21 protein-coding genes are annotated in these 23,860 nt (G+C 36.0%); 6 read left to right on the forward strand and 15 right to left on the reverse strand.

Annotation, left to right across the window (positions count from 1 at the left end; genetic code table 11):
- Window positions 1–17: 17 nt before the first annotated feature.
- Genes FXX65_RS01495 through FXX65_RS01520 form a run of 6 tightly spaced genes read left to right on the forward strand, consistent with a single transcriptional unit; the run spans window position 18 to window position 8,531 of the window.
- Window positions 18–2,000, forward strand: a complete 1,983-nt coding sequence (locus FXX65_RS01495; protein ID WP_147614783.1) for an aminotransferase class I/II-fold pyridoxal phosphate-dependent enzyme — start codon at window positions 18–20, stop codon at window positions 1,998–2,000.
- A complete protein-coding gene (locus FXX65_RS01500; protein WP_408057331.1) occupies window positions 1,997–3,229 on the forward strand; it encodes a CDP-glycerol glycerophosphotransferase family protein in 1,233 nt (410 codons plus the stop codon). The genes FXX65_RS01495 and FXX65_RS01500 overlap by 4 nt, the downstream gene beginning before the upstream one ends.
- Before the next feature lie 25 nt (window positions 3,230–3,254).
- On the forward strand, window positions 3,255–4,403 hold the full coding sequence (locus FXX65_RS01505) for a glycosyltransferase (RefSeq protein ID WP_147614784.1): 1,149 nt from the start codon (window positions 3,255–3,257) through the stop codon (window positions 4,401–4,403).
- Window positions 4,404–4,412: 9 nt separating this feature from the next.
- Entirely contained in the window at window positions 4,413–5,474 is a 1,062-nt protein-coding gene (locus FXX65_RS01510) for a glycosyltransferase family 4 protein (RefSeq protein WP_147614785.1), read from the forward strand.
- A gap of 49 nt (window positions 5,475–5,523) precedes the next feature.
- A complete protein-coding gene (gene wbaP, locus FXX65_RS01515) occupies window positions 5,524–6,948 on the forward strand; it encodes an undecaprenyl-phosphate galactose phosphotransferase WbaP (protein ID WP_147614786.1) in 1,425 nt (474 codons plus the stop codon).
- Window positions 6,948–8,531, forward strand: coding sequence for a hypothetical protein (locus FXX65_RS01520; RefSeq protein WP_147614787.1), 1,584 nt, complete (start codon window positions 6,948–6,950; stop codon window positions 8,529–8,531). The genes wbaP and FXX65_RS01520 overlap by 1 nt, the downstream gene beginning before the upstream one ends.
- Here the strand turns inward: FXX65_RS01520 and FXX65_RS01525 are convergent, their stop codons facing one another.
- The 15 genes from FXX65_RS01525 to FXX65_RS01595 form a co-directional block, all read right to left on the reverse strand.
- Entirely contained in the window at window positions 8,532–9,623 is a 1,092-nt protein-coding gene (locus tag FXX65_RS01525; protein WP_147614788.1) for a tetratricopeptide repeat protein, read from the reverse strand. It lies immediately after the preceding gene.
- A complete protein-coding gene (gene ispG, locus FXX65_RS01530) occupies window positions 9,620–10,723 on the reverse strand; it encodes a flavodoxin-dependent (E)-4-hydroxy-3-methylbut-2-enyl-diphosphate synthase (RefSeq protein ID WP_147614789.1) in 1,104 nt (367 codons plus the stop codon). Before ispG ends, FXX65_RS01525 begins: the two co-directional genes overlap by 4 nt.
- Window positions 10,724–10,821: 98 nt before the next feature.
- Window positions 10,822–11,250: a V-type ATP synthase subunit K gene (locus tag FXX65_RS01535; RefSeq protein ID WP_147612444.1), complete on the reverse strand. Its 429-nt coding sequence runs from the start codon at window positions 11,248–11,250 to the stop codon at window positions 10,822–10,824.
- A 68-nt stretch (window positions 11,251–11,318) separates the two neighbouring features.
- Window positions 11,319–13,289 (reverse strand): V-type ATP synthase subunit I, encoded by a 1,971-nt coding sequence (locus FXX65_RS01540; protein ID WP_147614790.1) that lies wholly within the window; start codon window positions 13,287–13,289, stop codon window positions 11,319–11,321.
- Window positions 13,286–13,933 (reverse strand): V-type ATP synthase subunit D, encoded by a 648-nt coding sequence (locus FXX65_RS01545; RefSeq protein ID WP_147612442.1) that lies wholly within the window; start codon window positions 13,931–13,933, stop codon window positions 13,286–13,288. Before FXX65_RS01545 ends, FXX65_RS01540 begins: the two co-directional genes overlap by 4 nt.
- A gap of 24 nt (window positions 13,934–13,957) precedes the next feature.
- On the reverse strand, window positions 13,958–15,253 hold the full coding sequence (locus FXX65_RS01550; RefSeq protein WP_147612441.1) for a V-type ATP synthase subunit B: 1,296 nt from the start codon (window positions 15,251–15,253) through the stop codon (window positions 13,958–13,960).
- 14 nt (window positions 15,254–15,267) lie between these two features.
- Complete coding sequence (locus FXX65_RS01555) at window positions 15,268–17,031, reverse strand: V-type ATP synthase subunit A (protein WP_147612440.1); 1,764 nt, start codon at window positions 17,029–17,031, stop codon at window positions 15,268–15,270.
- Window positions 17,032–17,577: a DUF2764 family protein gene (locus tag FXX65_RS01560; RefSeq protein ID WP_147614791.1), complete on the reverse strand. Its 546-nt coding sequence runs from the start codon at window positions 17,575–17,577 to the stop codon at window positions 17,032–17,034.
- Entirely contained in the window at window positions 17,578–18,189 is a 612-nt protein-coding gene (locus FXX65_RS01565; protein ID WP_147614792.1) for a V-type ATP synthase subunit E, read from the reverse strand.
- A gap of 97 nt (window positions 18,190–18,286) precedes the next feature.
- Window positions 18,287–19,021, reverse strand: coding sequence for a hypothetical protein (locus tag FXX65_RS01570; RefSeq protein ID WP_147614793.1), 735 nt, complete (start codon window positions 19,019–19,021; stop codon window positions 18,287–18,289).
- A gap of 3 nt (window positions 19,022–19,024) precedes the next feature.
- On the reverse strand, window positions 19,025–19,354 hold the full coding sequence (locus FXX65_RS01575) for a hypothetical protein (protein WP_147614794.1): 330 nt from the start codon (window positions 19,352–19,354) through the stop codon (window positions 19,025–19,027).
- The gene (locus tag FXX65_RS01580; RefSeq protein ID WP_147614795.1) at window positions 19,335–21,305 is read right to left on the reverse strand and encodes a FapA family protein; all 1,971 of its coding nucleotides are present in this window, start codon (window positions 21,303–21,305) and stop codon (window positions 19,335–19,337) included. Before FXX65_RS01580 ends, FXX65_RS01575 begins: the two co-directional genes overlap by 20 nt.
- 18 nt (window positions 21,306–21,323) lie before the next feature.
- Window positions 21,324–22,121, reverse strand: a complete 798-nt coding sequence (whiG, locus tag FXX65_RS01585; RefSeq protein WP_147612434.1) for an RNA polymerase sigma factor WhiG — start codon at window positions 22,119–22,121, stop codon at window positions 21,324–21,326.
- 21 nt (window positions 22,122–22,142) lie between these two features.
- Complete coding sequence (locus FXX65_RS01590; RefSeq protein WP_147614796.1) at window positions 22,143–22,907, reverse strand: hypothetical protein; 765 nt, start codon at window positions 22,905–22,907, stop codon at window positions 22,143–22,145.
- A 64-nt stretch (window positions 22,908–22,971) separates the two neighbouring features.
- Window positions 22,972–23,859, reverse strand: a complete 888-nt coding sequence (locus FXX65_RS01595; RefSeq protein WP_147612432.1) for a MinD/ParA family protein — start codon at window positions 23,857–23,859, stop codon at window positions 22,972–22,974.
- Window position 23,860: the final 1 nt, after the last annotated feature.

A 23,860-nucleotide genomic window follows, 5' to 3' on the forward strand; every position in this document is an offset into this window, starting at 1 on the left:
TATGGAGATTTTTAAAGATGACAGAGAACGAATTTAACTATGTTATGGCATTACGCAGAAAGGAAGACACATCTTCTTTTTCAAACGATACAGTTTTATCTTGCGAAAAAGCAGGATATGTAAAAAACAATGAAGTAACAGACAAAGGCATGGAAGCCCTATCTCCTTACAAAGTTGACAATGCAATTATCATGGCAGCTGGAAGAAGCAGAAGATGTATGCCACTTTCAAACTATCTTCCAAAAGGTCTTTTTGAGATAAAAGGCGACACGATGGTTGAACGCCAGATAAAACAGCTCCACGATGCTGGAATAAAACAGATTGTTCTTGTCGTTGGATATCTAAAAGAGCGCTATTATGAAATGGCAAAAAAATATCCAGAACTCATTATAATCGACAACAATGAATGGGAAGAAAAAAATAACATCTCTTCCCTATATGCAGCAAAAGATTACATAAAATCTTCATACATTTGCTGCTCTGATAACTGGTTTGCACACAACGTTTTTAGAGATTATGTTTACGATTCATACTATGCTTGCCTTTATTCCGATGAGTTTTGCAACGAATATTGTGTAAAAGCTCTTGATGACCGTGGCTACATGACAGAAGTCAAAAAAGGTGGCGAAAAAGCGTGGTATACGATTGGTGAAGCATTTTTTTCAAAATCCTTTTCTGCAAAATTTGTAGACTTGATGGTAAAAGAATATTACGACCCAGAGATGAAATACATGCTTTGGGATGATTTTCAGATAAAGCACATAAAAGAACTTTTGATGAAGATTAAACGCTATGACGATGCAGAATGCAAAGAATTTGACACGACAGAAGATATACTTCAATTCTATCCAAATTTTAAAGATTTTATCGATCAATTTTTTCAAGAAGAAGAACTCATAAATTCAACACAAAGAATTTCTTATCTTTCCAATTATTCCGACACAAAGCAATATTCGGTTGTCGCAACAGAGCAGTTGACAGGTCGCATGCACGTAAACGAAAACCTCTTTGGCCCAAGCCCAAGATGCCTAGATGTTTTACACAATGCAACAATGGAAGACTTATATCTTTACGATTTAACTCGAGAAGATGACCTTGCAGTTGAAGTAAGCAAATTGACAGAATTGGGAACGGATTCAATCTTTATTCATTCAGGTTCTTCTGATGTTATAAAAACTATAATGACGATAGTTTTAAACAAAGACGACACAGTTTTGATTTCAAATCCAGCGTGGAACTACTACAAATCTGTCTGTGAACTTCGCCATGCAAAAGCTGCATATTATAATGTAGTCGAAGGGAAAGACTCTTATGAGTTTGACATTGAAAATCTTTTGGATACAGCAAAAAAGACAAATCCACGCATAATCATAATAACAACTCCACATAATCCAACAGGAGCGGTTATAAGCCGTGGTGACCTTGAAAAAGTTATAAAAAATAACCCTACTTCTCTTGTAATCGTTGATGAAGCATATTTAGGACTTTCGACTGTAACCTACGATGTAAAATACTTTTTAAATTCGTACAACAATGTTGTATTTTGCAGAACTTTTTCTAAACTTTATGGACTTGCAGGGCTGCGCATGGGATATGGGCTTTGCACACCAATGGCAAAACAGGTATTTAAACTCGATTTAAATCCATTCCGCGTATCGAATATCGGACGCAAAGTTTGCATCGCAGCTCTTCAAGATAAAAAGTACTACAACGACCTTACAAAAAGAATAATCAAAATTAAAGACGATTTTATTTCAGAAGTAAACAAGATAAAAGGTGTGAAGGCTTATAAATCTGCTGCAAACTTCATTTGGATTCGCTTTGATGAAAGCATAGATGTTCAGGCTTTAAAAGACAATTTACAAGAAAATGGCTATCTAACTCGCCTTTGGACAGAGGGAAGTCATCTTGCGATGCGCATCACCGTTGCTCCTGAAGAAGAAATGAATAAAGTTTTGGGATTGATAAAAAATTTTTTCAAAAACAGGAATGAAAAATGATTTCTAATTTTCTTTACATAGATCCAGGCACTGGCTCAATGCTTTTTTCAATTTTAATTGGTGCCTTTGCAACTCTTTATTTTCTTTTTAAAGCATTCTGGATAAAACTAAAGATTTTTATCACAGGCGGAAAAGCACAAAAAAATGACAAAGCGTACAAAAAATATGTAATTTATTCCGAAGATAAGCGATATTGGAATGTTTTTAAACCTGTACTCGACGAATTTGAAAATCGAAAGATAGACATAACTTACTATGTTGCAACAGAAAGCGATCCTGTTTTTGTAGAAAAATATCAGTATGTTCATCCAGAAGTTATAGGAGAAGGAAACAAAGCCTTTGCAAAACTCAATATGTTGAGCGCGGGTTTTGTTTTGATGAGTACACCTGGTCTTCAAGTTTATCAATTAAAAAGAAGCAAAAATGTAAAACATTATTCACATATCTTTCATTCCCCTGGCGACCCTACAATGTATCGTCTTTTTGGAATCGACTATTTTGATTCTATCCTTTGCACTGGCGACTATCAGTTTAAAGATATTCGAGAGATGGAAAAACAGAGAAATCTACCAGCAAAAACTTTATTGACGGTAGGCTGTACTTATCTTGATGTTTTTAAACAAAAAATTGAAAAACTTCCGTCGGATGAAAATCATAAATTTACGGTTTTGGTTTCGCCAAGTTGGGGAAAAAGTGCCCTGCTTTCTAAATACGGGAAGAAATTACTAGACCCCTTAGTAAATACAGGATGGAATATAATAATTCGCCCTCACCCACAAAGCAAAATCTCAGAAAAAGAGATGTTAAAAGAGTTGGAAGACTGCTACAAGGGTGCTCCAAATGTCGAATGGGATTCCCATAGCGAAAATTTTTATTCACTTAAAAAAGCAGACATTATGATTACCGATTTTTCTGGAATAATATGGGACTACACTTTTCTCTGCGATAAGCCAGTGATGTATGCAAATGCAGAAATGGATCTTGCTCCCTACGATGCTTACGATATTAACCATGAAATTTGGCAGTTTGAAACTGTAAAAAAGATTGGAATAAAAGTTGAAGAAAAAGACTTTTCAAACATAAAAGATATTATTCATAACGCAAGTGATTCTCCACAACTTTCAGAAGAGCGAAAAAAAGCAAAAGCGCAGGCGTGGATGTACATAGGCGAAGCGGGAAAAAGAACCGCAGATTTTATGATAAAAACGATGGAAGAAGCGAACACTTGATATTTAAAATTTCTAAGGAAAAAACATGAAAGTAGCGATTGTTCATGATTGGTTAGTAAATTTTGGAGGAGCCGAAAGAGTTGTACAACAATTCTTAAAAATTTATCCACAAGCAGAAATCTATACCCTCGTTTATGATGAAAATAAAATGGGTAAGCATTTTCCAAAAGAAAAAGTTCACACCTCATTTATACAAAAAATTCCTTGTGCGACAAAGCTTTATACAAAACTTCTCCATCTAATGCCAAAGGCTTTTGAAAGTTTTGATTTAACATCCTACGATTTAGTGATTTCAAGTTCTTCATGTTGTGCAAAAGGCGTTATCACTTCTCCAAATTCAATTTATATCGCATACATACACTCGCCTATGAGATACGCTTGGGATTTGTATTACGATTATATGGCTTCAAGCGGAAAATTAACCCGATTCTTTATGAAACGCTTTATGCCAAAAATACGAAATTGGGATTACATTTCAAGCCAAAGAATCGATACGATTATTGCAAATTCATCTTATATAAAACGCAGAATAAAAAAATTTTGGAATCGCAATTCAACTGTAATATATCCACCTGTAGAAACCGAGCGACTTTGTCCTAACGAAAAACCATGCGAAGATTTTTATGTGGTTTTTAGCAGATTCGTCGCATATAAAAGGCTTGACCTTGCAATAAAGGCTTGTGGTCAACTCGGAAAAAATCTTGTCGTTATTGGGAGCGGAAGTCAAGAAAAAGAATTAAAAGCACTTGCAGCAAAATATCAAAACTCATCTTCAAAAATTACCTTCACTGGTGGAATTAAAGATGATGAAGTTCAAAATTATTTACAGCGATGTAAAGCTCTCATATTTTGTGCGGAAGAAGATTTTGGGATAATTCCTGTAGAAGCACAGGCTTGTGGTCGCCCTGTTATTGCATATGCAAAAGGTGGAGCGTTGGAAACTGTTGTAAAAAATAAAACAGGCATTTTTTTCCAGGAGCAAACTGTAGAATCATTAAAAAATGCGATAAACGAATTTGAAGAAAAGATAAAAGACGAACCGTTTGATGTAAAAATTATAATCGAAAATGCAGAAAGATTTTCATCTCAAAGGTTTAGAGCAGAAATCCAAAACGCCGTAAAACAAACCCAAGAAAAACTTAATAAAGAATATTTTTCCCGACAAGGATTTTAATTAGGTACTATGCTAAAAATTGCAATTGACTGTCGCATGTGTGGCTCTGGAGGAATTGGTTCTTTTATAAACGAGCTCATTCCCTATTTTCTTGAACAAAATAAATGCCTGTTGATAGGAACGAGCGAGCAGATTTCTGATTTTATGAATTGTCAAAACGCAAATTTTTGTTTTTGCGATGTAAAACCCTTTTCTAAAAAAGAACTTTTTGCTTTTCCAAGAGAAGTGCTAAAAAAAATAAATTCCTACGATTGTTTTTTTACTCCTTACATAAATATTCCAAATGGAATAAAAATTCCAATTTTTTCAACGATACACGATGTTGTTTTTTTAGATGAAAAAGAACTGACCAATTTTGTTGGAAGACTTGTTCGAAAATATTTTTATCAGCGCGCGATAAATATTTCGAAAGCGATATTTACGGTTTCTGAATTTTCAAAATCGAGAATCTTAAAAAATTTAAAATGCAATAAAGAGATTCAAATAATTTATAACGCAGCTCCTTCCTATCTTTTAAATGATGAAAAATTCTCTTATACACAAAAGGAAAATCGCATCATATTCGTAGGAAATATAAAAAAACACAAAGGTTTAAAAACTCTTCTGGATGCGTTTGAAACTGCACAAAAAAAAGGTCTGACTTTAAAACTTACAATAGTCGGAAACAAAGATAATTTTAGAACTGGCGATGAGCAAACTGTAAAGCGTCTTGAAAAAATTGATTCAGAAATCGAATTTACAGGTAAGATTTCAAATTCAAAATTAAAAGAGCTCTATGCTAATTCAAAAGTTCTGGTTCAACCTTCAACCTACGAAGGATTTGGAATGCCACCTTTGGAAGCGATGATTATGGGAACTCCTGCAATAATATCTGATATTCCAGTTTTTAAAGAAATCTATTCAAAATTTCCTGTTACATTTTTTCATGCAGGAGATTCAAAAGATTTAGCTGAAAAACTTTTAGAATTTGAAAGAAAGGGAAAAAATATCGACTTAAAAAATCTAAAAAATCTCTATTCATATAAACGCTCATACGAGTTAATTATTGATATTATAAAAAAATATCTTTAATTGTATCTCATAGACTACAAAGCGGTTTTCTTATATAATGAGATTTAAGATGACAGAAAAGGATTACCTAAATTATTTTAACTTAAAATACTGGAAAACAAGTTCATTCACTTCGGGTTTTATCCTTGCAATAAGCGATTGTCTTATGGTCATGCTTTCAATAGGAATTTCCTTTTTTATAGTCAATTTGATAAATTATCACTGGATAAATTTTAAATCGTTTGTAACTTATTGGGTTTATCTTCCTCCAATGATTGCCGTTTTTTATGCAGCAGGTTTATATCCTGGAATTTCGCTCCCACCTGCCGATGAAGTTAAAAAATTCGGAATCTGTTCATTTTTTGTTTTTGTCGGAATTGCGCTTTCTATAACAGTTGAACAAGTAGACGATAAATGGCCTTTGGTAATCGCCTTGATTTTAGCCTCGCCTTTTGCCCTCGTTTTTCTTCCATCTGGGAGAGAACTTTCAAGGCATATTTTTTCTAACAAAAGATGGTTCGGGGTTCCTGCGGTTATAATCGTAAAAGATGAAAATTCTTTTTTTATAGTTGACCGCCTTTTAAATCGAAAAGATTTGGGCTACAAACCAGCTTTAATTATCTGTCAAAAAAACATAAATCCTTATATGTACAAGGATATTCCAGTTTATTCCTATTCAAAAGAGCTTGAAGAAGTTGTAAAGGCAACTCGAATAAAAGTTGCAATAATTACGGACTGGGAACTAAACGATACTAGAATCATCAATTCTTATTTTAGATACACGATAACTATTCCTAAAACGCAAGATATAAATACTGTTTTTACAAATATAAGGGATTTCGGTGGCGTCTTGGGTTTTTCTTCAACTCATAACCTTACAAAACCTTTTAGTCTTTTTGTAAAACGTTTGGTGGATATTCTTTTGCTCCTAGTTTCTTCACCAATAACAATTCCTGTAGTTTTAATCGTTGCCCTTTGTGTAAAACTTTCAAGCAAAGGATCGATTTTTTATGGACACAAAAGAATTGGAAAAGATGGAAAAGAGTTTAAATGCTGGAAATTTCGTTCGATGGTGATTGATGCTGATAAACGCTTGGAAGAAATTTTAAAAGATCCTGTTATGGCAAAAGAATGGGAAAAAGACAGAAAATTTTCTAATGACCCTCGCGTTACAAAAATTGGGAAAATTTTACGTAAAACAAGTTTAGATGAAATCCCTCAATTTTTTAATGTGCTAACAGGCGATATGAGTTTTGTAGGTCCGCGTCCTGTTACAAAACCAGAACTTGAAAAATACGGCAGTAAGGCAGATTTTATCCTTACAGTTAATCCTGGATTGAGCGGAATGTGGCAGATTTCTGGTCGCTCCGACACCGGATACGAAGAGAGGATAACTCTCGACTCATATTATATTCAAAATTGGTCTGTATGGCTTGATATTTGGATAATAATAAAAACCGTTTATGTTGTTATAAAAGGAAAAGGTGCATACTGATGAAAAGATTTCTCGTCTTTGCTGTACTTGCTATATCAATTTTTTCGTCTTTTGCAGAAAGATACAAAATAAGCGATGTACAATACAACATTTCTGGAATGACAAAAAAATATGCTATAGAGAAAGGGATAAAAATAAATAAGACAAGAATTTTTGAATCTTACGATGAATTGAATAGCTATGTCGAAAATTTAAGGCAACTGTTCAATAACGAAAGAAACTTTGCTTCTTCAATTATCAACCTAAAATACGAAAATCAGTTGGATGAGCAAGGAATTTCTAACGTAACTCTCATTATAAATACACTTGATTCAAAACATTTTCTCTTGGTTCCATATCCAAAGTATAATTCAAATGATGGCTTTCTTTTAAAATTAAAAGCAAAGGATACAAATTTCTTAGGGACCCTTGAAACATTAGATTTTGCTCTAAATTTTGCAGTAGAAAAGAATAGTAAAACAGATGAAAATGATATTTCTTTTGGAATTGACTTTGATTATGACTATCCATTTAAGGCAGGAATTTTTGATTCCAGTTGGAACAATAAGATGTCTTTTGAATGGACAATAGGAAAAGATAAACCAGAATTCTCTTATAAAACAGGTTTTACTTTTGAACTACCTTTTAAAAATTATTCTTTAAAATTGGACTTAACACAAAGCATTGTGCAAAATTTTGATTATACAGAATACGATGATGAGCTTTATTTCACAGAATTTGCAAAATTTTCGCTTCCGTTAAAAATCGCAGAGATAGAAAATTATGGCGATGTAAAGTGGACTCCCTATTCATCATTTACTATAAACTGGGATAAAAATGGCATCAATGAGCAAAACGATGATCTTTCAAGCCCAAGTTTAGAGTTTGGACACGGACTTTCTTCAGGAAGAGTTAATTGGTACGAAAATCTTAGAAAAGGTTCAACTTTTTCGCTCAGTCAATTTGCAGGATACAATTATCAAAGAAACGATTATTACTTTGGCTCAAAAGGAGAGATGGATTTATTTTATTGCCTTTCAAACATTGGAATAAATGCGAGATTTATAGGTTTTTATTATTTGAATAAGACAGAAAAGATTGGGTCATATCTTCGAGGTATTAGAGACAACCAAACCTATGATGATTCGGCTTGGCAAGCGGCAGGTTTTTCTGGTAGCGCACAAAAAGCACTTTCAACAAATGCAGCGATAATTGCAAATATCGATTTTCCAATTCACATAATTACTACAGACTGGCTTGCTTTTAATGATTTTATATTTGGTGAAGACTCAGCATTTTCAAATCGCCTTAAATGGATGAGATTTTTTGATTTTGAATTACAGATAAATCCTTTTATTGACTTTGCTTTGACTCATAACAAAGTTACAGGAAAAACATTTGCTATAAAAGATGGATGGTATGCAGGCGGAATTGAAGTCTTAGTCTATCCAAAAAAATGGCGTAGCCTCGTTGTAAGGGCAAGTGCTGGTATCGACGGCGGAAGAAAAATTATAAATAAAGTAGTTTCAAAATTATTTGATAATTCCTGGAGAAGCGAAGGTTCTGCCCTAGAAATAAGCATTGGAATAGGATTGCATTACTAACTATTCGCCACTCAAAAGCATTTTTCCTGCCAATTTTTTGTAGTAATCATCAGGAATAGAAGTTTCTAGCACTGAATACATCTTTTTTGCGAACAAAATATTTCCTTGTTTTGCGCTTCTGTTTGTAAAGATAAAAAAAGTTTCCCAGATATTGTTTTTAGTTCCCCAATTTACAATTTCTTCGTATTTTGAACATTCCTCTAAAAATGCTTTGTATGTCGTGTAATTAAAATGAGAATCTCTTTCTTGTATTATGGAAAGAATATGTGTGAATGCTTCCAAACTTCCAAGTGCAGAACAAAAGAGCGCCTGTCTTTCATCGCCCCGATTTTCGTACAAATTTCCGAGTTCATATAGAGCTTTAAAAGAATTGTTTGCCGTTGCTCTATATAAGAAAAAAAGTCTATCAACATTTTCCGCTTTGTCTGAATTTATAGTTCTCAAAATTGAAGATTTTAAAAGTTCATCATTAAATGCCTTATCTCCTGCCAAAATCAGAAGCAAAGTTTTTTCAAATGATTCTTCATCATTTTTTAATTTAAAAAGAAAAGCCATTGAATATAAAATATCGTATTCCACATCTGGAATATCTAAATATTCTTTTTCTAAATACGATTTTTTATAAAAATCAAGGGCGATGTCGTATTCTCCTTCAAGATTATAAATCTTGCCGATAAGATAATTTGCCTCTGGATACGAATCTTTATTTTTTAGCCATTCAAGCATCACGTGAACATCATCTTTAAACTTAGTTTCACCGTAAAGATTCAAATATTTTGTAATGATAGAAATCGCTTTTTTTTGTTCACGCTCTTTTAAAACTTCCAAAACTTTATTAAACTCTACACCAACTCTTCTAACCTGAGCAGGGGTCAAGGCAATGTCAAGAGTTTTATATTCTTCTGCAATTTCAGATTTCCTTGTGTTTAAAGCAGAATTTGAAAGTTTTAATGCTTCGCCATAATTTCCTGAATCAAATTGAACTTGCGCCTGTTCCAAAATTTTCCATGAAGGAAGCAAAGACTCTGCATTCAGAGCAAAAAAAGACATCAAAAACAGAACTATTAGGATAATGTAATTTTTTTTTGTCATAAAGATGCTAATTCCTCTTCAAAGACATTATCGGCATCTTTTTCGTCAACCGTTCTCACTGTAACACCTTTTTTAAATATTATTGCCTTTCCGCCAGCACCTGCAATTCCTATATCCGCGTGCTTTCCTTCTCCTGGACCATTTACAACACAGCCCATAACTGCAACAGTTATATCTTTTTTCATAGAAAGGAGTTTATTTTGCCATCTGTCCATAAAAGCGTGAACATCAAAACCTAGCCTTCCACATCTAGGGCAACTTACAAGTTTTACGCCACCTTCTCGTTTTCCACATTCTCGTAAAATTTCAAGACCAGTTATAACTTCATTTTCGGGAGTCGATGAAAGGCTCACCCGGATAGTGTTTCCAATTCCTTCATTTAAAAGATGACTGAATGCAAGGGTTGATTTTACAACACCTGTAATTAAAGGTCCTGCTTCTGTAACTCCAATGTGCAAAGGAATATCAAATCTGCTAGCAAAGTTCTCATTAGCATCTATTGTCTCTTGAACAGAACTTGCTTTCATGCTCACTACAAATTGATCAAAGTTCAACTGGTCAAAAACAGCGGCCTCTCTTGCAGCGGTTTCACTCAAGGCGACAGCCCTGCTCATTTTTTCTTCTTGCACCAATTTTGAAAGATCTTGAGGGAGCGAGCCTGAATTAACACCAATTCTTATTGGAACACCTTTATCTCTACATCCGTTAACAACCGCTTCTACCCTTTCTCTTGAACCTATATTACCAGGATTTATTCTTATTGCACCAACAGGTCCTTCCAAACATTTTAACGCCAAACGATAATCAAAATGAATGTCGGCAACTAAAGGCATTGAACTTGCCTTACATATTTCTATAAAACTTTCTGCACTTTGCATGTCTGGAACAGCAAAGCGAACTATGTCGCAGCCCAAAAGTTGAAGGCTATTTATTTCTTTTACTATTTGTGCAATTTTCTCTTTATCATCTTTTACACCTACGATACCTTCTTTCCACATTGTTTGTATCGTAATGGGGGAATCTCCTCCCACAGAAATTCTTTTGATATTTGCATTCCCACCAAGAAAAACCTTTCTAGTTTTCTTAAATTCTTTATTCATAATGGTAAAATTATACAATAATCATATATAAAAAAAAAGACGGTCATGCATGCTAAAAAAAAGCACAATGACCGTCTAAATTATATTTTTTACGAGTTTTAGCCCAATGCAACCATAGAGAATACCATTGCAAACAATGCAACAGTTTCACAAAGACCTACAACCATAATGTACTGAGAGAAGCCTTTTCCTGTTTCTCCTAAAGCATCTGAACCAGAAGCACCTGCTTTTCCCTGTGCAATCGCAGAAGCGCACATTGCAACACCAGACATAAGTCCAATTCCGAATTTAAAACCTGCTTCCGCAGCAGAACCCATCATAGTCTGCATCAAAAGAAAACCATAAATAGTCTGTGTCAAAGGGGCACCAGCGAATACAGTAAGGATGAATGGAGCTGGTTTGTTTGCCATGTAGCATCTTTTCCAAGCACCAATTGCGGCCTGACCCGAAATCATGATACCGATTGCAGAACCCAATGCAGCAATACCCATAACAATTGCACTACCAAACTGTCCTAAAAATTCCATAATATTTCTCCTTTATGACAAATTTTTATATTTTATTCCGATGCTAATTTTACATCGGATTTTTTATTTTATTCGCTGAACGGCTTATATTTAAATCCCGTCCAACTCATTCCCAAGTGAGTTGAGAATTCAAGAGTGTTAAGACGAACTCCATGAACTATAACCGAAAGAACGTTTAGTATCATGTTAAGTCCATGCCCTGCTGTAAGTATAAGAATTGCAAAGATAAACATAATCGCATGCCCGAATAAAGGTCCTGCCATTTCGTTTACAGTTGCACTTATCGCACTTCCTGCAAGAGCTACAGCCCAAAGGCGGATGTAAGAAACTATATCCGAGAATACGTTTACAACGCCAAGCAAAACAGAAACAATATTTTTCAAACTTTCCAAAATGCTTTTTAAAACACTTCCGTCATAATTTGAAAATACAAAACTCATCACAAATCCAAACGCTATGCAGCCCAATGCTAAAGTTGGAAGAGAAATAACGTTAAAAATATAATAAGTTTCAGGGCTTACACCAAGAGGAAACCTCACTCCATCGACAACCATGCTCAAAACAACGTAATACATACCGCAGACCTGCAAAAGAGAACCCAAATCACCTAAAAATTTTGGAGATTTTATGTTCTTTGCAAGACCTTTTACATGTGCTACAGCAAGCTGAACCAATGCAAGCGTAAAACAGAAAATCTGCAAGTTTTCCTTTACCCATGCTGAATAAGTAAGATTTGTTACCGCTCCAGTAGAAGAAGTAAGAGACATCTTTATTCCTTCTTTTAAAGAAGTAACATTTGAAAGTGCAGGAACAGAAATCTTTTTCAAAACATCTGGAAGCTGCTGTGGAGTAAGTCCAAACCAAGTACAAGTTATCGCTCCCCAAACCATAGTTGCAAAGCCCAAAAGCGTAAGCAAAAATACGAATGGAGCTGGAGTCTGCTTCTTTTTAAGGGAAGTGAGCATCAGTGCCACACCTGCAAGGAACAAAATTGAACCGTAACCGCCGTCTCCAAAAATCATTCCAAAGAAGATTGTGAAGAACAGCAAGAACCAGTTTGAGATGTCGAATTCGTTATATCCTGGAACAGTTCCGAGGAAGTCTGTAACAGGATAAATCAAACTTACAAATTTATTATTTTTTAGTTTTGTAGGAACATTGTCATCTTCAGCAGGTTCGCTTGAAGCGATTGCCCAACTGTTTTCCAAAGCAGTTTTTTCAACCTGTGGAAAATCTTCGGCAGGAACATAACCTGTAAGCCAAGCAAGGCGCACAGACTGAGGCTTATTTTCGTCGAATTCTTCAACGCCCATTCCGCTGTAGAGATTTTCAAGTTCAATGTCTTTTTCAAACGAAAAACAAGCTTTTTTTAGAGAAGGCAGATGCTTTGCATAAGAAGCAATTCCTTCGTCTATCTTTACAATGCGCTCTTCATTTTTTTCTACTGCAGATTTCAACTGGGAAGTAGAACATTTAGGAAGAACAATTCTATAAGCTTCTGGAAGAAGACCATCTGGGCGTTCGTTTTCTTCTAACTCGTGGTCAGAAATTACGAAAAACCTGCACTGATTTTTGTCCTTTCCAACAAGCAAAGTATCTACGTTTTCGCCAATCTGACTGTACTTATCCACAGGTAGTTCAAAAAGGCAAAGGTGAACACCTTTTGAAGAAAGATATTTAAAATCTTCTGGATTTATTTCTCCCCATTTTGTAAACCTTGCAAGCTCATTTTTATCCAAAGCGATTTGAGAAAAAAGATTCTTTTTTTCTTCTGCCAAAGATAGAATTTTGTCTGCAAGTTCAAATGACTGTTGCCTGTCAAGTTCTGGCGCATTTTGAGTTTTTTTAAGTTTTATTTCAGATAGAAGAGAAACAGCTATTTCTACTTTTGAATTCTGTTTTTTAAAGTTTGTTAAGTCTTCGCTTTCGCCCTTTAACTCTTCTACGTGAACAACACCCGTTTTTCTCAATGCTTTTAAAGCTTGTCGCCTTTCTTTTTCAAGAACAACAAGGCTGATTTTTTTCATTGGGACTATCATTTTTGAGCCCCCTCATCAGTTCCAGTTTGCAAAAGCAAAGCAGCACGATTTCTCTGGTCAATTTTCTTTTTCGAGATTTTTGACCTTACAACTTCGCTAACCTGCTGGTCTCCCAAATAAACTGAAATTTTTTTGATATTTGACTTTGCTTCAGGAATTTTTACTTTTTCAAAAAGATTTACACGCTGACTTGTTATGCGTAATTCCTTTGAAAGCAACTCTACCTGCTCATCAAGAACGCTCGCTTCCAAGTCAAGCGAAAGTGCACTTTCCATTCTGTCGGCAGCCAAATCCAGCCAAAGTGGAGTTTCGTACAAATCGTAATCGCCCCTGCCAAAATCGGCTCCCTCGTAGATTGGAATAGTTACGCCAGCGATATTTCCTGTACCTTTTTTTATGTTTCGGACAGTTACCATATCGCTTTTAAAGGCATCTTCTTCACCAAAAACACTAATCCAAATCTTGAATTCTTCTTCAAGACGAACTCTTGCCTTTCGCACTTCTTTTGCCTTTGCGTCTATCGTTCTTATTTCAGATTGAAGTTGCTGTTTTTTGAGAGTAAGCGTTGGAAGATAACGCTGATACATTTTTAGCGCATCTTTTTGTGCTTTCTGCTCATTTTTAGTCAACTTAATTTTTGCCATTAGTCATATCTCCGTAGCGAAAAATTACTTTGTAGGCCAGAATTCTGAAATCAATTCAGATTTAATTCCAGTTTCATCCTTTTCAAAACATTCGGCAAGGATTTTCCAACCCAAGTCAAGAGCTCCTTCAAGGGAGATGTTGACAGACAAGTCCATCATTTCTTTTTCAAAGCGTTCTCCGTATCTAAGCAACTTTTCGTCCCACTTTGACATCATAAACCCCATGGACTTTTTTTCCAAAGTATCTTTATAAGATGAATAAAGACGAATCATAGCATCCATCAAAGTTCTATGATCTTTTCTTGTCTTGCCGTTTACGTTCTGCTTTAAGCGCGAAAGTGAACCAAAAGGCTCGATTCTTCCACCCTTTAAATAATACTGACCTTCTGTAATATATCCTGTGTTGTCTGGAACCGGGTGAGTTACATCATCGCCTGGCATTGTAGTTACTGCCAAAACAGTTACAGAACCGCTACCCTTAAAGTCTACAGCTTTTTCGTAGCGAGATGCCAATTGTGAATAGAGATCTCCAGGATAACCACGGTTTGAAGGAACTTGCTCCTGTGTAATTGCAATTTCTTTCATGCTATCTGCAAAAGAAGTCATATCGGTAAGCAATACCAAAACGTCTTTATCCTGCAACGCAAATTGTTCTGCAACAGCGAGTGACATATCAGGAATTTTCATACATTCTACTGTAGGATCTGCCGCAGTGTGAATGAACATTACGGTTTTACTTAAAGAACCACCTTCTTCTAGTGTTTTCTTAAAGAACAAAAAGTCATCGTATTTGAGTCCCATTCCACCAAGAATTATAACATCAGCTTCCGCCTGCATAGCAATTCTTGCAAGCAACTGGTTGTAAGGTTCGCCAGAAATTGAGAAAATAGGAAGTTTTTGAGAAACAACGAGTGTATTAAACATATCGATCATAGGAATATTTGTTCTCATCATTCTTTCTGCCAAGATTCTCTTTGAAGGGTTTACAGAAGGTCCTCCAATCGGAACCATATTTTCTGTAAGCGAAGGACCGTTATCTCTAGGTTCCCCAGAACCGTTAAAAATACGACCAAGCAAATCGTCTCCAAAAGAAACTTTCATATCATGACCTAAAAAGCGAATCTGATCCCCAGTCGAAACACCTCTACCGCCTGCAAAAACCTGCAAAGAAACTATGTTTCCATCAATTTTATTGACTTCTGCAAGAGATTTTCCAAAACGAGTCGTTATTTCGGCAAGTTCGTTGTACTTTACTCCATCAGCCTTTACGGTTATTACGGAACCAGTTATCGATTCAATCTTGCTGTATACTTTGTTCATTTTCTACCGTCTCCTTATGCATTTAAAAGTGATTGAGCTTCAGGTGTAAGCTTTCCACTTTTTGCTGAATAGAGTTCGTCTATTTCTTTTTCAATATTCTTAAACGAATCACTAGCCATTTCTGAATAGTTCCAGTCCAAGAACTTTTGACGCAACTGATTAAAATAAGTTCTCGCTTCATCTTTGTCAGAAAGAGCAAAATCAGAGCCCAAAACTTTTATGATTTTGTCCAAATCGTACTTCTGGCGTTCAACTGTCGCATTTGCATCAACTCCATCAAATGAGTTTTGCTGGAAATAAACAGCGTCAAGCATTTCTTCTTTTAGATAGAACAGATAGTCTTCGAGAGAGGTTCCTTCTTCTCCAACTACCTTCATCATAGAGCCTACATCAACACCTTTTTTCATTATATCAAAACAGAAATCAACTTTTTTAGAATCGATTACACCGTGATATTTTGACCAAGATTGAATAGGGTCAATTGCAGGATATTTTCTTGCGTCAGAGCGAGCACGAGAAAGTCCATGGAAAGCACCTACAACTTTAAGAGTTGCCTGAGTTACAGGCTCTTCAAAGTTACCACCAGCAGGACTTACAGTACCACCAATGGTTACAGAACCAACACTTCCATCTGGAAGTCTAACCTGACCTGCTCTTTCATAGAAAGCAGCAATGTATGATTCCATGTATGCAGGGAATGCTTCTTCTCCAGGAATCTCTTCAAGACGACCAGACATTTCGCGCAAGGCCTGTGCCCAACGAGAAGTTGAATCTGCAAGAAGCAAAACATTTAATCCCATCTGTCTGTAGTATTCTGCAATCGTTACAGAAGTGTATACAGAAGCTTCTCGGGAAGCGACAGGCATAGAAGATGTATTACAGATTATGATTGTGCGTTCCATCAAAGATTTGCCAGTTTTTGGATCTTTCAATTCTGGGAACTCTGTCAAAGTTTCAACAACTTCACCAGCACGCTCTCCGCAGGCTGCAATAATTACGATGTCAACATCAGCATATTTTGATGTTGTGTGCTGTAATACGGTTTTTCCTGCACCGAAAGGGCCTGGAATACAATATGTTCCACCTCTTGCAACCGGGAAGAATGTGTCTATAAGACGAACCTTTGTAACCATAGTTTCAGTAGGTGCAAGGCGCTCTTCGTAGCAATTTATTGCTCTTTTTACAGGCCATTTAAAAGAAAGACCGATTTCAATCTTTTTTCCTTTTTCGTCTTCAAGGACTGCAATCTTGTCTTCAATAGAGTAATCGCCTGCTGCTTTTATAGATTTTACAGTGTAAGAACCAAGCAAATAGAAAGGAACAAATATCTTATGAGTAAAAGGTCCTTCTGGAACTGTTCCCACACATTCGCCAGCTTTTACAACATCGCCTTCTTTTGCAACTGGTGTAAAAGCCCATTTTTTAGTTTTAGCAAGAGGATCTACATATATACCTCTTTCAAGAAACCAGCCAGCCTGTTCTGCAAGTAATGGAAGAGGATTCTGCAATCCATCGTAAACCTGTCCTAAAAGACCAGGTCCAAGTTCTGCAGAAAGAAGATCGCCTGTAAAATCTACCTCATCTCCTGTACTGATTCCTTTTGTCATTTCATAGACTTGAAGTTGTGCTGTATTTCCACGAATACGGATTACTTCACTTTTAAGTCTTGAATCATCAACTTTTACATAGGCAACTTCATTCATGGAGATATTTCCATCAAATTCGACGGAAACCATGTTTCCATTAATTCCGACTACCTTTCCTTTTGTATCCGTCATTTATTCATCTCCTCTAAGGATGCTGTCATATATTTTATGATAAGAAGACATACCTTTTTCTGCGTCAAATTTTTTCATTCTCAGTGCGAGTTTTAAGCGAAGTCCGTAAAAATAAACGGCATCGATTGAAAAATCATCGCTAGGACGAATGTTATCGAGCAGATTCAATCTGTACTGATTTAAAAAGCGCTCCGCTGCAAGTGGATTATCCATACCAGTTGCAGTTCGAGCCGCCTGAATCACATCAGGCGAAATGCTTTCGTTTTCAGCTTTAAATCTCTTGTTCATAGAAAGTGCACGAATTTGAGCCAAAGCCAAACGTAGATTTCTTTCACCTTCGTACCACCGATCAAGAAAAACAGAACCTGTTGCAGTTTTTGTTCTATCCGGCAAGAGAGAAAGATTTTTTAAACGATTTAGGCTTTTTTCATCGAGAAAGCGAGAGCAGAGGTCATAAAAGTATTCTTCTGTTATTGGCAAAACTGATTTTTCATCGGTAACCGAAAAAGATGGGAGTTGTGCCAAAAGATAATACTGATTACTCACTTATTTAGCCGCCTCTTTCATAAGAGCACTTACTCTTGGATTTAAATATGCACTAAAAAGTTCCGCTACTGCTTCTGCAGAATAATCGTAGAACGCTTCGCCGTCTTTTATACCGATACGGAATCCTTTAGAAACTCCAGCATCTGCTTTTAAAGTAAGCCCCTGGGCAATTTCTGCCTTTAGAGCAGATTTGAGATTCGATTCAACTTCTTTAAGGTCTTTTTCGTTTAAAAGAACCGAAACATCCTGTGCGGAAGTATTTTTTACCCATTCTTTAATCACTTCCGGCAAGAGTTTAGCAAGTAAATCTTTTGAATAGGCAGTAGAAATTTCTGAGCCAACAAGGGCAGTCAACTCTTTTGTTATACTGTCTTTGAATGAAAGCAGGAGATTTCTTCCAGCTTGTTTTACGGCATCTTCGCTTGCCTTTTCCATGCGTTGTGTTTCTTCTTTTGCCCGTTTGAGAATTTTATCCGCTTCGTCTTTTGCATTTTGAACAATCTGTTCAGCTTCTTTTTGAGCCTGTGCAATTTTTTCAGAAGCAGAGTTTTCGGCAACGGCTACGCCATCTTTTTTGATCCTATCAATCAGTTCTTCAACGTGGGTGTCCATTCTAGCCTCTCTTATATTTGTTTTTTGTAGTTAAAAAACTATTTAATAAAAATCTTATCACAAAATAAAAAAATCTTAAAATAACATTGCGTTACAGTCAAAGGCTCATATCGAGCGAGAATTGAACTTCTGTTGTTGTAAGATTCAATTCGCGTGCAATCAATTCAACAGAATAGCCTTGCTGAAAAAGCTCTTTTATCTGTTCGTTTATATTTTTTTTAGGTTTTATAGGATTGTCAGAAAATTTTATGTTTGAAATTTTTGGGATTGAAGCAACGCTCGCTCCAACATTGTCGACAGTAAATTTCGTTCCGCTTGAAGAAGTTACATATCTTTCTTCCTTTTCTGCAAAAAGCTCGCCTTGCCCCCCAGAAAGTTGTTTTTCACCTTCTTCTGTTATTGAATATGCTCTTGTCGACTGCAAGGAATCAGAAAGACTTTCGTGTCCAAACGAAGAATTTTTAGAAATATTTTTTGAAATAGTTTCGATTGAAGTTTGATGATTAAAACTATCAGTTTTTTTTGAATTTGATTCCAAAATAGAAGAATATTGCGCTCGTTTTATATCTTTTTCAAATTCGGCTTTTAAAACACTCATGTGCCTATCCGCTTCTGCTACGACAGCTTTTAAGGTTTTTATCTTTGATTCGATTAAATCTATATCGCGAGAAGTTACCCTGTTCACATCTTCGAGTATTTTTGCAACATCTTGCTTTGTCGACAAAATTATGTCGTCTGTAGAAAAAAGCTTTCTAAACTTGGTTAAAAATATTATCCAAAAAACTACATTTATAGCGCAAAGAAAAAATGCAAGAAGTGCAATTCCAACCATCTTTTACCCCAAGATATCTATATTTTGTCCCAAGTAGGATTCTTTTATCTCTGTGAGTTTTTTGTTTTCTTGAGTGTCTTCATTGTCTTTTTTTTTATTTTCTTGAGAAAAAGATTTTTCTCCGCCAGAGCCGTCGCCTTTGATTTTTGCAGATTTTGCTTCACCCTCTGCGGTTTTATGAACTTGAGAAGCCATTTCTGCATTTTGGCGAATAAAATTAGATTCCTGCAAGGCTTGGGTCAACTGAGCACCCTGCTGCTGATGTGCAACATTTTTTGCAACATTGTTCATCTGAGAATAAATAGTAGATAAATCAATTGGTTGAATAGCCATCCGGTCCCTTTACATCGTCAAATGTCGGCTGTTCGTATTTTCCTCTGCGAACAAAGCCTTCTTCATAGTAGAACGTAACGTTTTTAACATCCGCCCGCACTTCATCTTTTTCATCGCGGACAAAAATCTTTACTCCAGAATATACAGTTCCAGAAGCGTAGACTTTTCCAATATTTTTGAGTTCTCTAAGATGTGCCTGTATAGATTCAATTTCTTTATTGAAAGTATCGTTTTCGTTTTTAATCTCATTTTTTCTAAGCGTGAATTTTTTAAGGTTTTCTTCTTTATCGCTTGGAAGGACTTTTCTTATCTTTTTTGTATTTTCCAAAGTTTGAATATTTAAATCTAGACCTTCAAGTTCTTTTAGATTGTTTGCCTGCATTTCAAGCAGTTCTGCCAAACGACGTTTTGACCTCGGGTCGACTCCAACTTCTATGATAGTTTCTGTACCACCACCAGCAGAACCTATATTTTTTGCCAAAACAGTTTCCGTTGCAAAAAGATGACCACCTGTAATCTGAGCACGTTTTCCTTGTAGAATAATTCTCTTCTGTGCCGAAACTTCGCTATTCATTATGGAATCGTTTACGATGATATTTTCTTCTACTTCAACTTTTGAATTTTGAATGAATTTCGCCCAAAGCGAACCACCACATTTTATTTCGCATTCATCACGACCTACAACGCCTTGGCTTACGATTATATCTCCATCGCTTTCCAAACGGCTTGCTCCGACTGCACCGTTTATTTCTATGTTTCCACTCGCTTTTATGTCGTAGCCATCTTCGACATTGCCACTTACAACTACAGTTCCCAAGAAAGTTATGTTTCCGGTTTTTATATTTACGCCTTCAACTTCCATTATAGGCTCTACATTTATCTTGTCGTTTATCAATAGAACTTGCCCATTGCAAGCAGCGAGAATCGTTCTTCCGTCTGTATCAACTTTTACGTTCTTACCCAAAGGAAGATTTATATCTTTTCCATTTTTTGCTTCTAGGTATCGTCCAAAAATCGTTTTTCCCGCTTTTCCTCGTTCTGGCAGCATTTTTTGTGCAAGTGGTTGACCTTCAACAACGTTTTGAATCAAATTCAACTCTTTAAAATTGACCTGTCCATTTGCGGCTTCTTTTGCACGGATTTTCGAACGGTCTGTTTCAAAATTATATGCTATGTAAGCATCTCGTCCGTCGACTGGAGCTACCGCTTCGGCAACTACAACTGGAATGTCGTATACAGGTCTGTCGACGAGAGCTTCAATTTTTTCATCAGAAATCCCTGCAACAACACCTTGATTTTTTAGAGCTGTTACTATCTGTTTATGGCTTACGTCCGCTCCACCCAAAGAAGGCGCATTTATAGTGCAAGTTGCTTTCATTTCATCTTTTGCAATATCAATTACAAATATCGCATCATTAGCGGGAGTTCTAACATACGAGCCAATATCTTCGTAAACCCCTTCTGTTCCTGTCTTTGCATATTTTTTAATTTTGCTTTCATCAAAATCTTTTGTATCTGGGCGTTTTAACTCGTTTACAATCTCGTTTGCATTTACAGGTTTTCCTTCTCCAACTGGAAGATTGACCTTGAGATATATTTCTTGACCAAAACGATGAATAAAGAATTCTCCGTCCTTGTCGATTTTTAAATTTTCTTCGGTCAAACTCTGAACGCCCAAAGCATGAAATTCTTTTGCTTTTGCAATTTTTGCGACTGATTCTGCGCTTTGATAGACGATTAAAGTCCAAGGTTTTTTTGCAATCCCAAAAAATCCGTCAAGTCCACGTTCTTTTACTTCGTATTCAAGATTTGAAATTTTTGTGTTTAACTGAATGGCAGCGTCGGAAAGTGCCGCTTCTAAGGTATCCGCGTGAATTTCTACACTCTTTATGTTCTGATCTGCTTTTTGCAGTTCAATCATATCATCTCTAAGTTTTGTAAGTGTAACCATACAGCAAAATCCTAAAATTTACATTATGCCTTTTCTAAAATTTGTAAGCCTTGCACGCAGCCTTAAATTCGCTTTTGTGTGTAGCTGTGAAATTCTAGATTCGCTTACCTCAAGAACCTGCCCTATTTCTTTAAAAGTCAAATCTTCGTGGTAGTAAAGGACGATTACCATTTTTTCTTTTTCTGGCAATTCGTTTATAGCCTGAATTATGACTTTTCGTATCTCTTCTCGCTCAACTTGAACATCTGGATTTAGGCTTGCAGGAGATTCAATCATGTCTCCTAAAGAAATGTGATCGCCTTCATCTCCAGAATTCCAAACATCGTTGAGCGATATTATACTGGACGCACTTACTTTCATTATCGTCTGATGATATTCTTCTTCGGAAAGATTCATCTCTTTTGCAATTTCAGAATCTGTTGCCGTTCGCCCAAGTTTTGATTCAAGTTCGCTTATCGTATCTTCTATTTCTCTGGATTTTTGCCTAACTGAACGAGGAACCCAATCAAGTTGACGCATTTCATCAAAGATTGCGCCTCGAATTCTGGTTACCGCATAGGTTTTAAATTTTACACCTTTTTCAGGATCATATTTATTTATCGCATCCAAAAGTCCAAACTGCCCAAACCCCACTAAGTCATCAAACTCCATGCTTGCAGGAAGACCAACAGAAACCTTTCCTGCTACATATTTTACCAACGGCATATACTGCCTTATCAGTTTTTCGCGCACCTGAGGAGACTTTGTCTTTTTCAATTCAATCCAAAGTTTATCTTCGCATTCGTCATTTATTATAGGAGTCTGTTCAGCGTCCATCTTAGTACCCTTTACCGTTTATTATTTGTCCTTAGAAAGCAATGTTCTTATTGCGCCTGCCATAACATCAGCATTTTGAATGCTGACTTCTGTTGAATTTGGCAAGGATTTGCCAATAGAACTTTTTGCGCTGGCTGCAAAATCGCTGTCTTCAATTATATCATTAATATCATCATTTTTCTCGTCTGTTGATAAATCTTCTATGTTTGGTAAATCGTCTACCTCTTTTACAGAAGTTTCCTCGCTTTCTTCACCAGAAGGGTTTACAGATTTTACTGGTGCAACTACTTCGGTTGCAGCAGATGAAGAAGATACTTTTTGAACGTTTGCCAGATTTACAGGAACAAAAGTTTCTTGAGTTTGCTGTTTTACAGGCTTTTCTGACACAGGATTTGCTGTAACAGGATTTTCTGGGTCAATGATTTTTGGATTTTCAGTTTTCGTAGAATCCTGTTCTTCTTCAACTTCGTTACCTTTTAATTTTTGCCTATTATTTTCTACAAAAAACTGTGGCCCAGAATCATCCTCCAAATTTTCATCTGAAACAACTATATCAACATTTCCAGCAACCGCTTTTTCGCTTTTTACCTCGGAAACTTCTTCGCCACTCGATAAAAATTTTTCATAAATCAGGGAAATTCCAACTGCAAGTGCCGCAAAGACTATTGCAAATATAAATGCCCGCAACAAAACAATTACAAAAGCGTTTGAACTTATTATTCCAGTGAGAAATGACAAAACAAAACCGCAGCTGGCAGATATACCAATCGATTTTCCTTTTATCATATCTTCTCCCCCTGTTAAAAAGATTAAGCCAAAAAAAGAGCAAGGTCAAGTTTGCACGAAAATGCTATTTTTTCCTTAAAAATTTGCGTAAAAAGCTTGAAACGCCTTCGCTTGAAGCGATGTCCGTTTTTTCTATCCTGCCAACTATGTGCTTTATGCACTGCGCTGGCTTTGAAGTTGGATTTACAATCATAAATGGCTTTTGCCGAATTACAGAAGCCGCAACTACAGAGTCGTCATAGACAAAACCTATGTAGTCAATTTTGTAATTTAAGAATTGTCCTACGATTGTTATTATCCTGTCTGAAATTTTTTTACCTTCTTCTGCAGAATGAACTCTATTGACCAGAAGTTTTATATTTATGTTTCTTTCGCCTAATTCGGTTGTTATGATTTTTATCATTCCGTAAGCGTCAGTTATTGCAGTTGGCTCTGGAGTTGTAACAACATAAACCTCGTCCGCTGCTGCAACAAATTGAAGCACATTGTTTGCAATTCCTGCTCCAGTATCTATTATGATTATGTCTGCGTTTCCTAACTGAGCAAATTGTTTTGCAAAATAATCGAGTTCTTCAACAGAAAGATTTGCAATTTTTGAAAAGCCGTTTGCTCCTGCTATGAACTTTATTCCAACTTCTGTGTCCAAAATTATTTCCGACATAGTTTTTTGTCGATTTATAACCTGCATAAGATTGTACTGCGGAACAACATTTAATAGTACATTTACGTTTGCCATTCCTAAATCGCCGTCAATCAATATGACTTTTTTTCCAAGTTGAGCGTAAGCGATTGCCATATTTACGGCCATATTTGTTTTTCCAACGCCGCCTTTTCCGCTTGTTACTGCGATTATTCTTGTTTTATGTTCCGTTTCAGCGGACTTTTTTTCTGTTTTTTGAGGAGAAGATGAATTTCCCATCAATTCACGCAATTCTTCTGCTTGATCTTCCATA

This window comes from Treponema pectinovorum, assembly GCF_900497595.1.
Taxonomy (GTDB): domain Bacteria; phylum Spirochaetota; class Spirochaetia; order Treponematales; family Treponemataceae; genus Treponema_D; species Treponema_D pectinovorum.

Excerpts from the sequence above, each read along its gene's own strand:
- FXX65_RS01495 (WP_147614783.1), top strand. The coding sequence starts at position 18 with ATGACAGAGAACGAATTTAACTATGTTATGGCATTACGCAGAAAGGAA.
- FXX65_RS01500 (WP_408057331.1), top strand. The coding sequence starts at position 1,997 with ATGATTTCTAATTTTCTTTACATAGATCCAGGCACTGGCTCAATGCTT.
- FXX65_RS01505 (WP_147614784.1), top strand. The coding sequence starts at position 3,255 with ATGAAAGTAGCGATTGTTCATGATTGGTTAGTAAATTTTGGAGGAGCC.
- FXX65_RS01510 (WP_147614785.1), top strand. The coding sequence starts at position 4,413 with ATGCTAAAAATTGCAATTGACTGTCGCATGTGTGGCTCTGGAGGAATT.
- wbaP (WP_147614786.1), top strand. The coding sequence starts at position 5,524 with ATGACAGAAAAGGATTACCTAAATTATTTTAACTTAAAATACTGGAAA.
- FXX65_RS01520 (WP_147614787.1), top strand. The coding sequence starts at position 6,948 with ATGAAAAGATTTCTCGTCTTTGCTGTACTTGCTATATCAATTTTTTCG.
- FXX65_RS01525 (WP_147614788.1), bottom strand. The coding sequence starts at position 9,623 with ATGACAAAAAAAAATTACATTATCCTAATAGTTCTGTTTTTGATGTCT.
- ispG (WP_147614789.1), bottom strand. The coding sequence starts at position 10,723 with ATGAATAAAGAATTTAAGAAAACTAGAAAGGTTTTTCTTGGTGGGAAT.
- FXX65_RS01535 (WP_147612444.1), bottom strand. The coding sequence starts at position 11,250 with ATGGAATTTTTAGGACAGTTTGGTAGTGCAATTGTTATGGGTATTGCT.
- FXX65_RS01540 (WP_147614790.1), bottom strand. The coding sequence starts at position 13,289 with ATGATAGTCCCAATGAAAAAAATCAGCCTTGTTGTTCTTGAAAAAGAA.
- FXX65_RS01545 (WP_147612442.1), bottom strand. The coding sequence starts at position 13,933 with ATGGCAAAAATTAAGTTGACTAAAAATGAGCAGAAAGCACAAAAAGAT.
- FXX65_RS01550 (WP_147612441.1), bottom strand. The coding sequence starts at position 15,253 with ATGAACAAAGTATACAGCAAGATTGAATCGATAACTGGTTCCGTAATA.
- FXX65_RS01555 (WP_147612440.1), bottom strand. The coding sequence starts at position 17,031 with ATGACGGATACAAAAGGAAAGGTAGTCGGAATTAATGGAAACATGGTT.
- FXX65_RS01565 (WP_147614792.1), bottom strand. The coding sequence starts at position 18,189 with ATGGACACCCACGTTGAAGAACTGATTGATAGGATCAAAAAAGATGGC.
- FXX65_RS01570 (WP_147614793.1), bottom strand. The coding sequence starts at position 19,021 with ATGGTTGGAATTGCACTTCTTGCATTTTTTCTTTGCGCTATAAATGTA.
- FXX65_RS01575 (WP_147614794.1), bottom strand. The coding sequence starts at position 19,354 with ATGGCTATTCAACCAATTGATTTATCTACTATTTATTCTCAGATGAAC.
- FXX65_RS01580 (WP_147614795.1), bottom strand. The coding sequence starts at position 21,305 with ATGGTTACACTTACAAAACTTAGAGATGATATGATTGAACTGCAAAAA.
- whiG (WP_147612434.1), bottom strand. The coding sequence starts at position 22,121 with ATGGACGCTGAACAGACTCCTATAATAAATGACGAATGCGAAGATAAA.
- FXX65_RS01590 (WP_147614796.1), bottom strand. The coding sequence starts at position 22,907 with ATGATAAAAGGAAAATCGATTGGTATATCTGCCAGCTGCGGTTTTGTT.
- FXX65_RS01595 (WP_147612432.1), bottom strand. The coding sequence starts at position 23,859 with ATGGAAGATCAAGCAGAAGAATTGCGTGAATTGATGGGAAATTCATCT.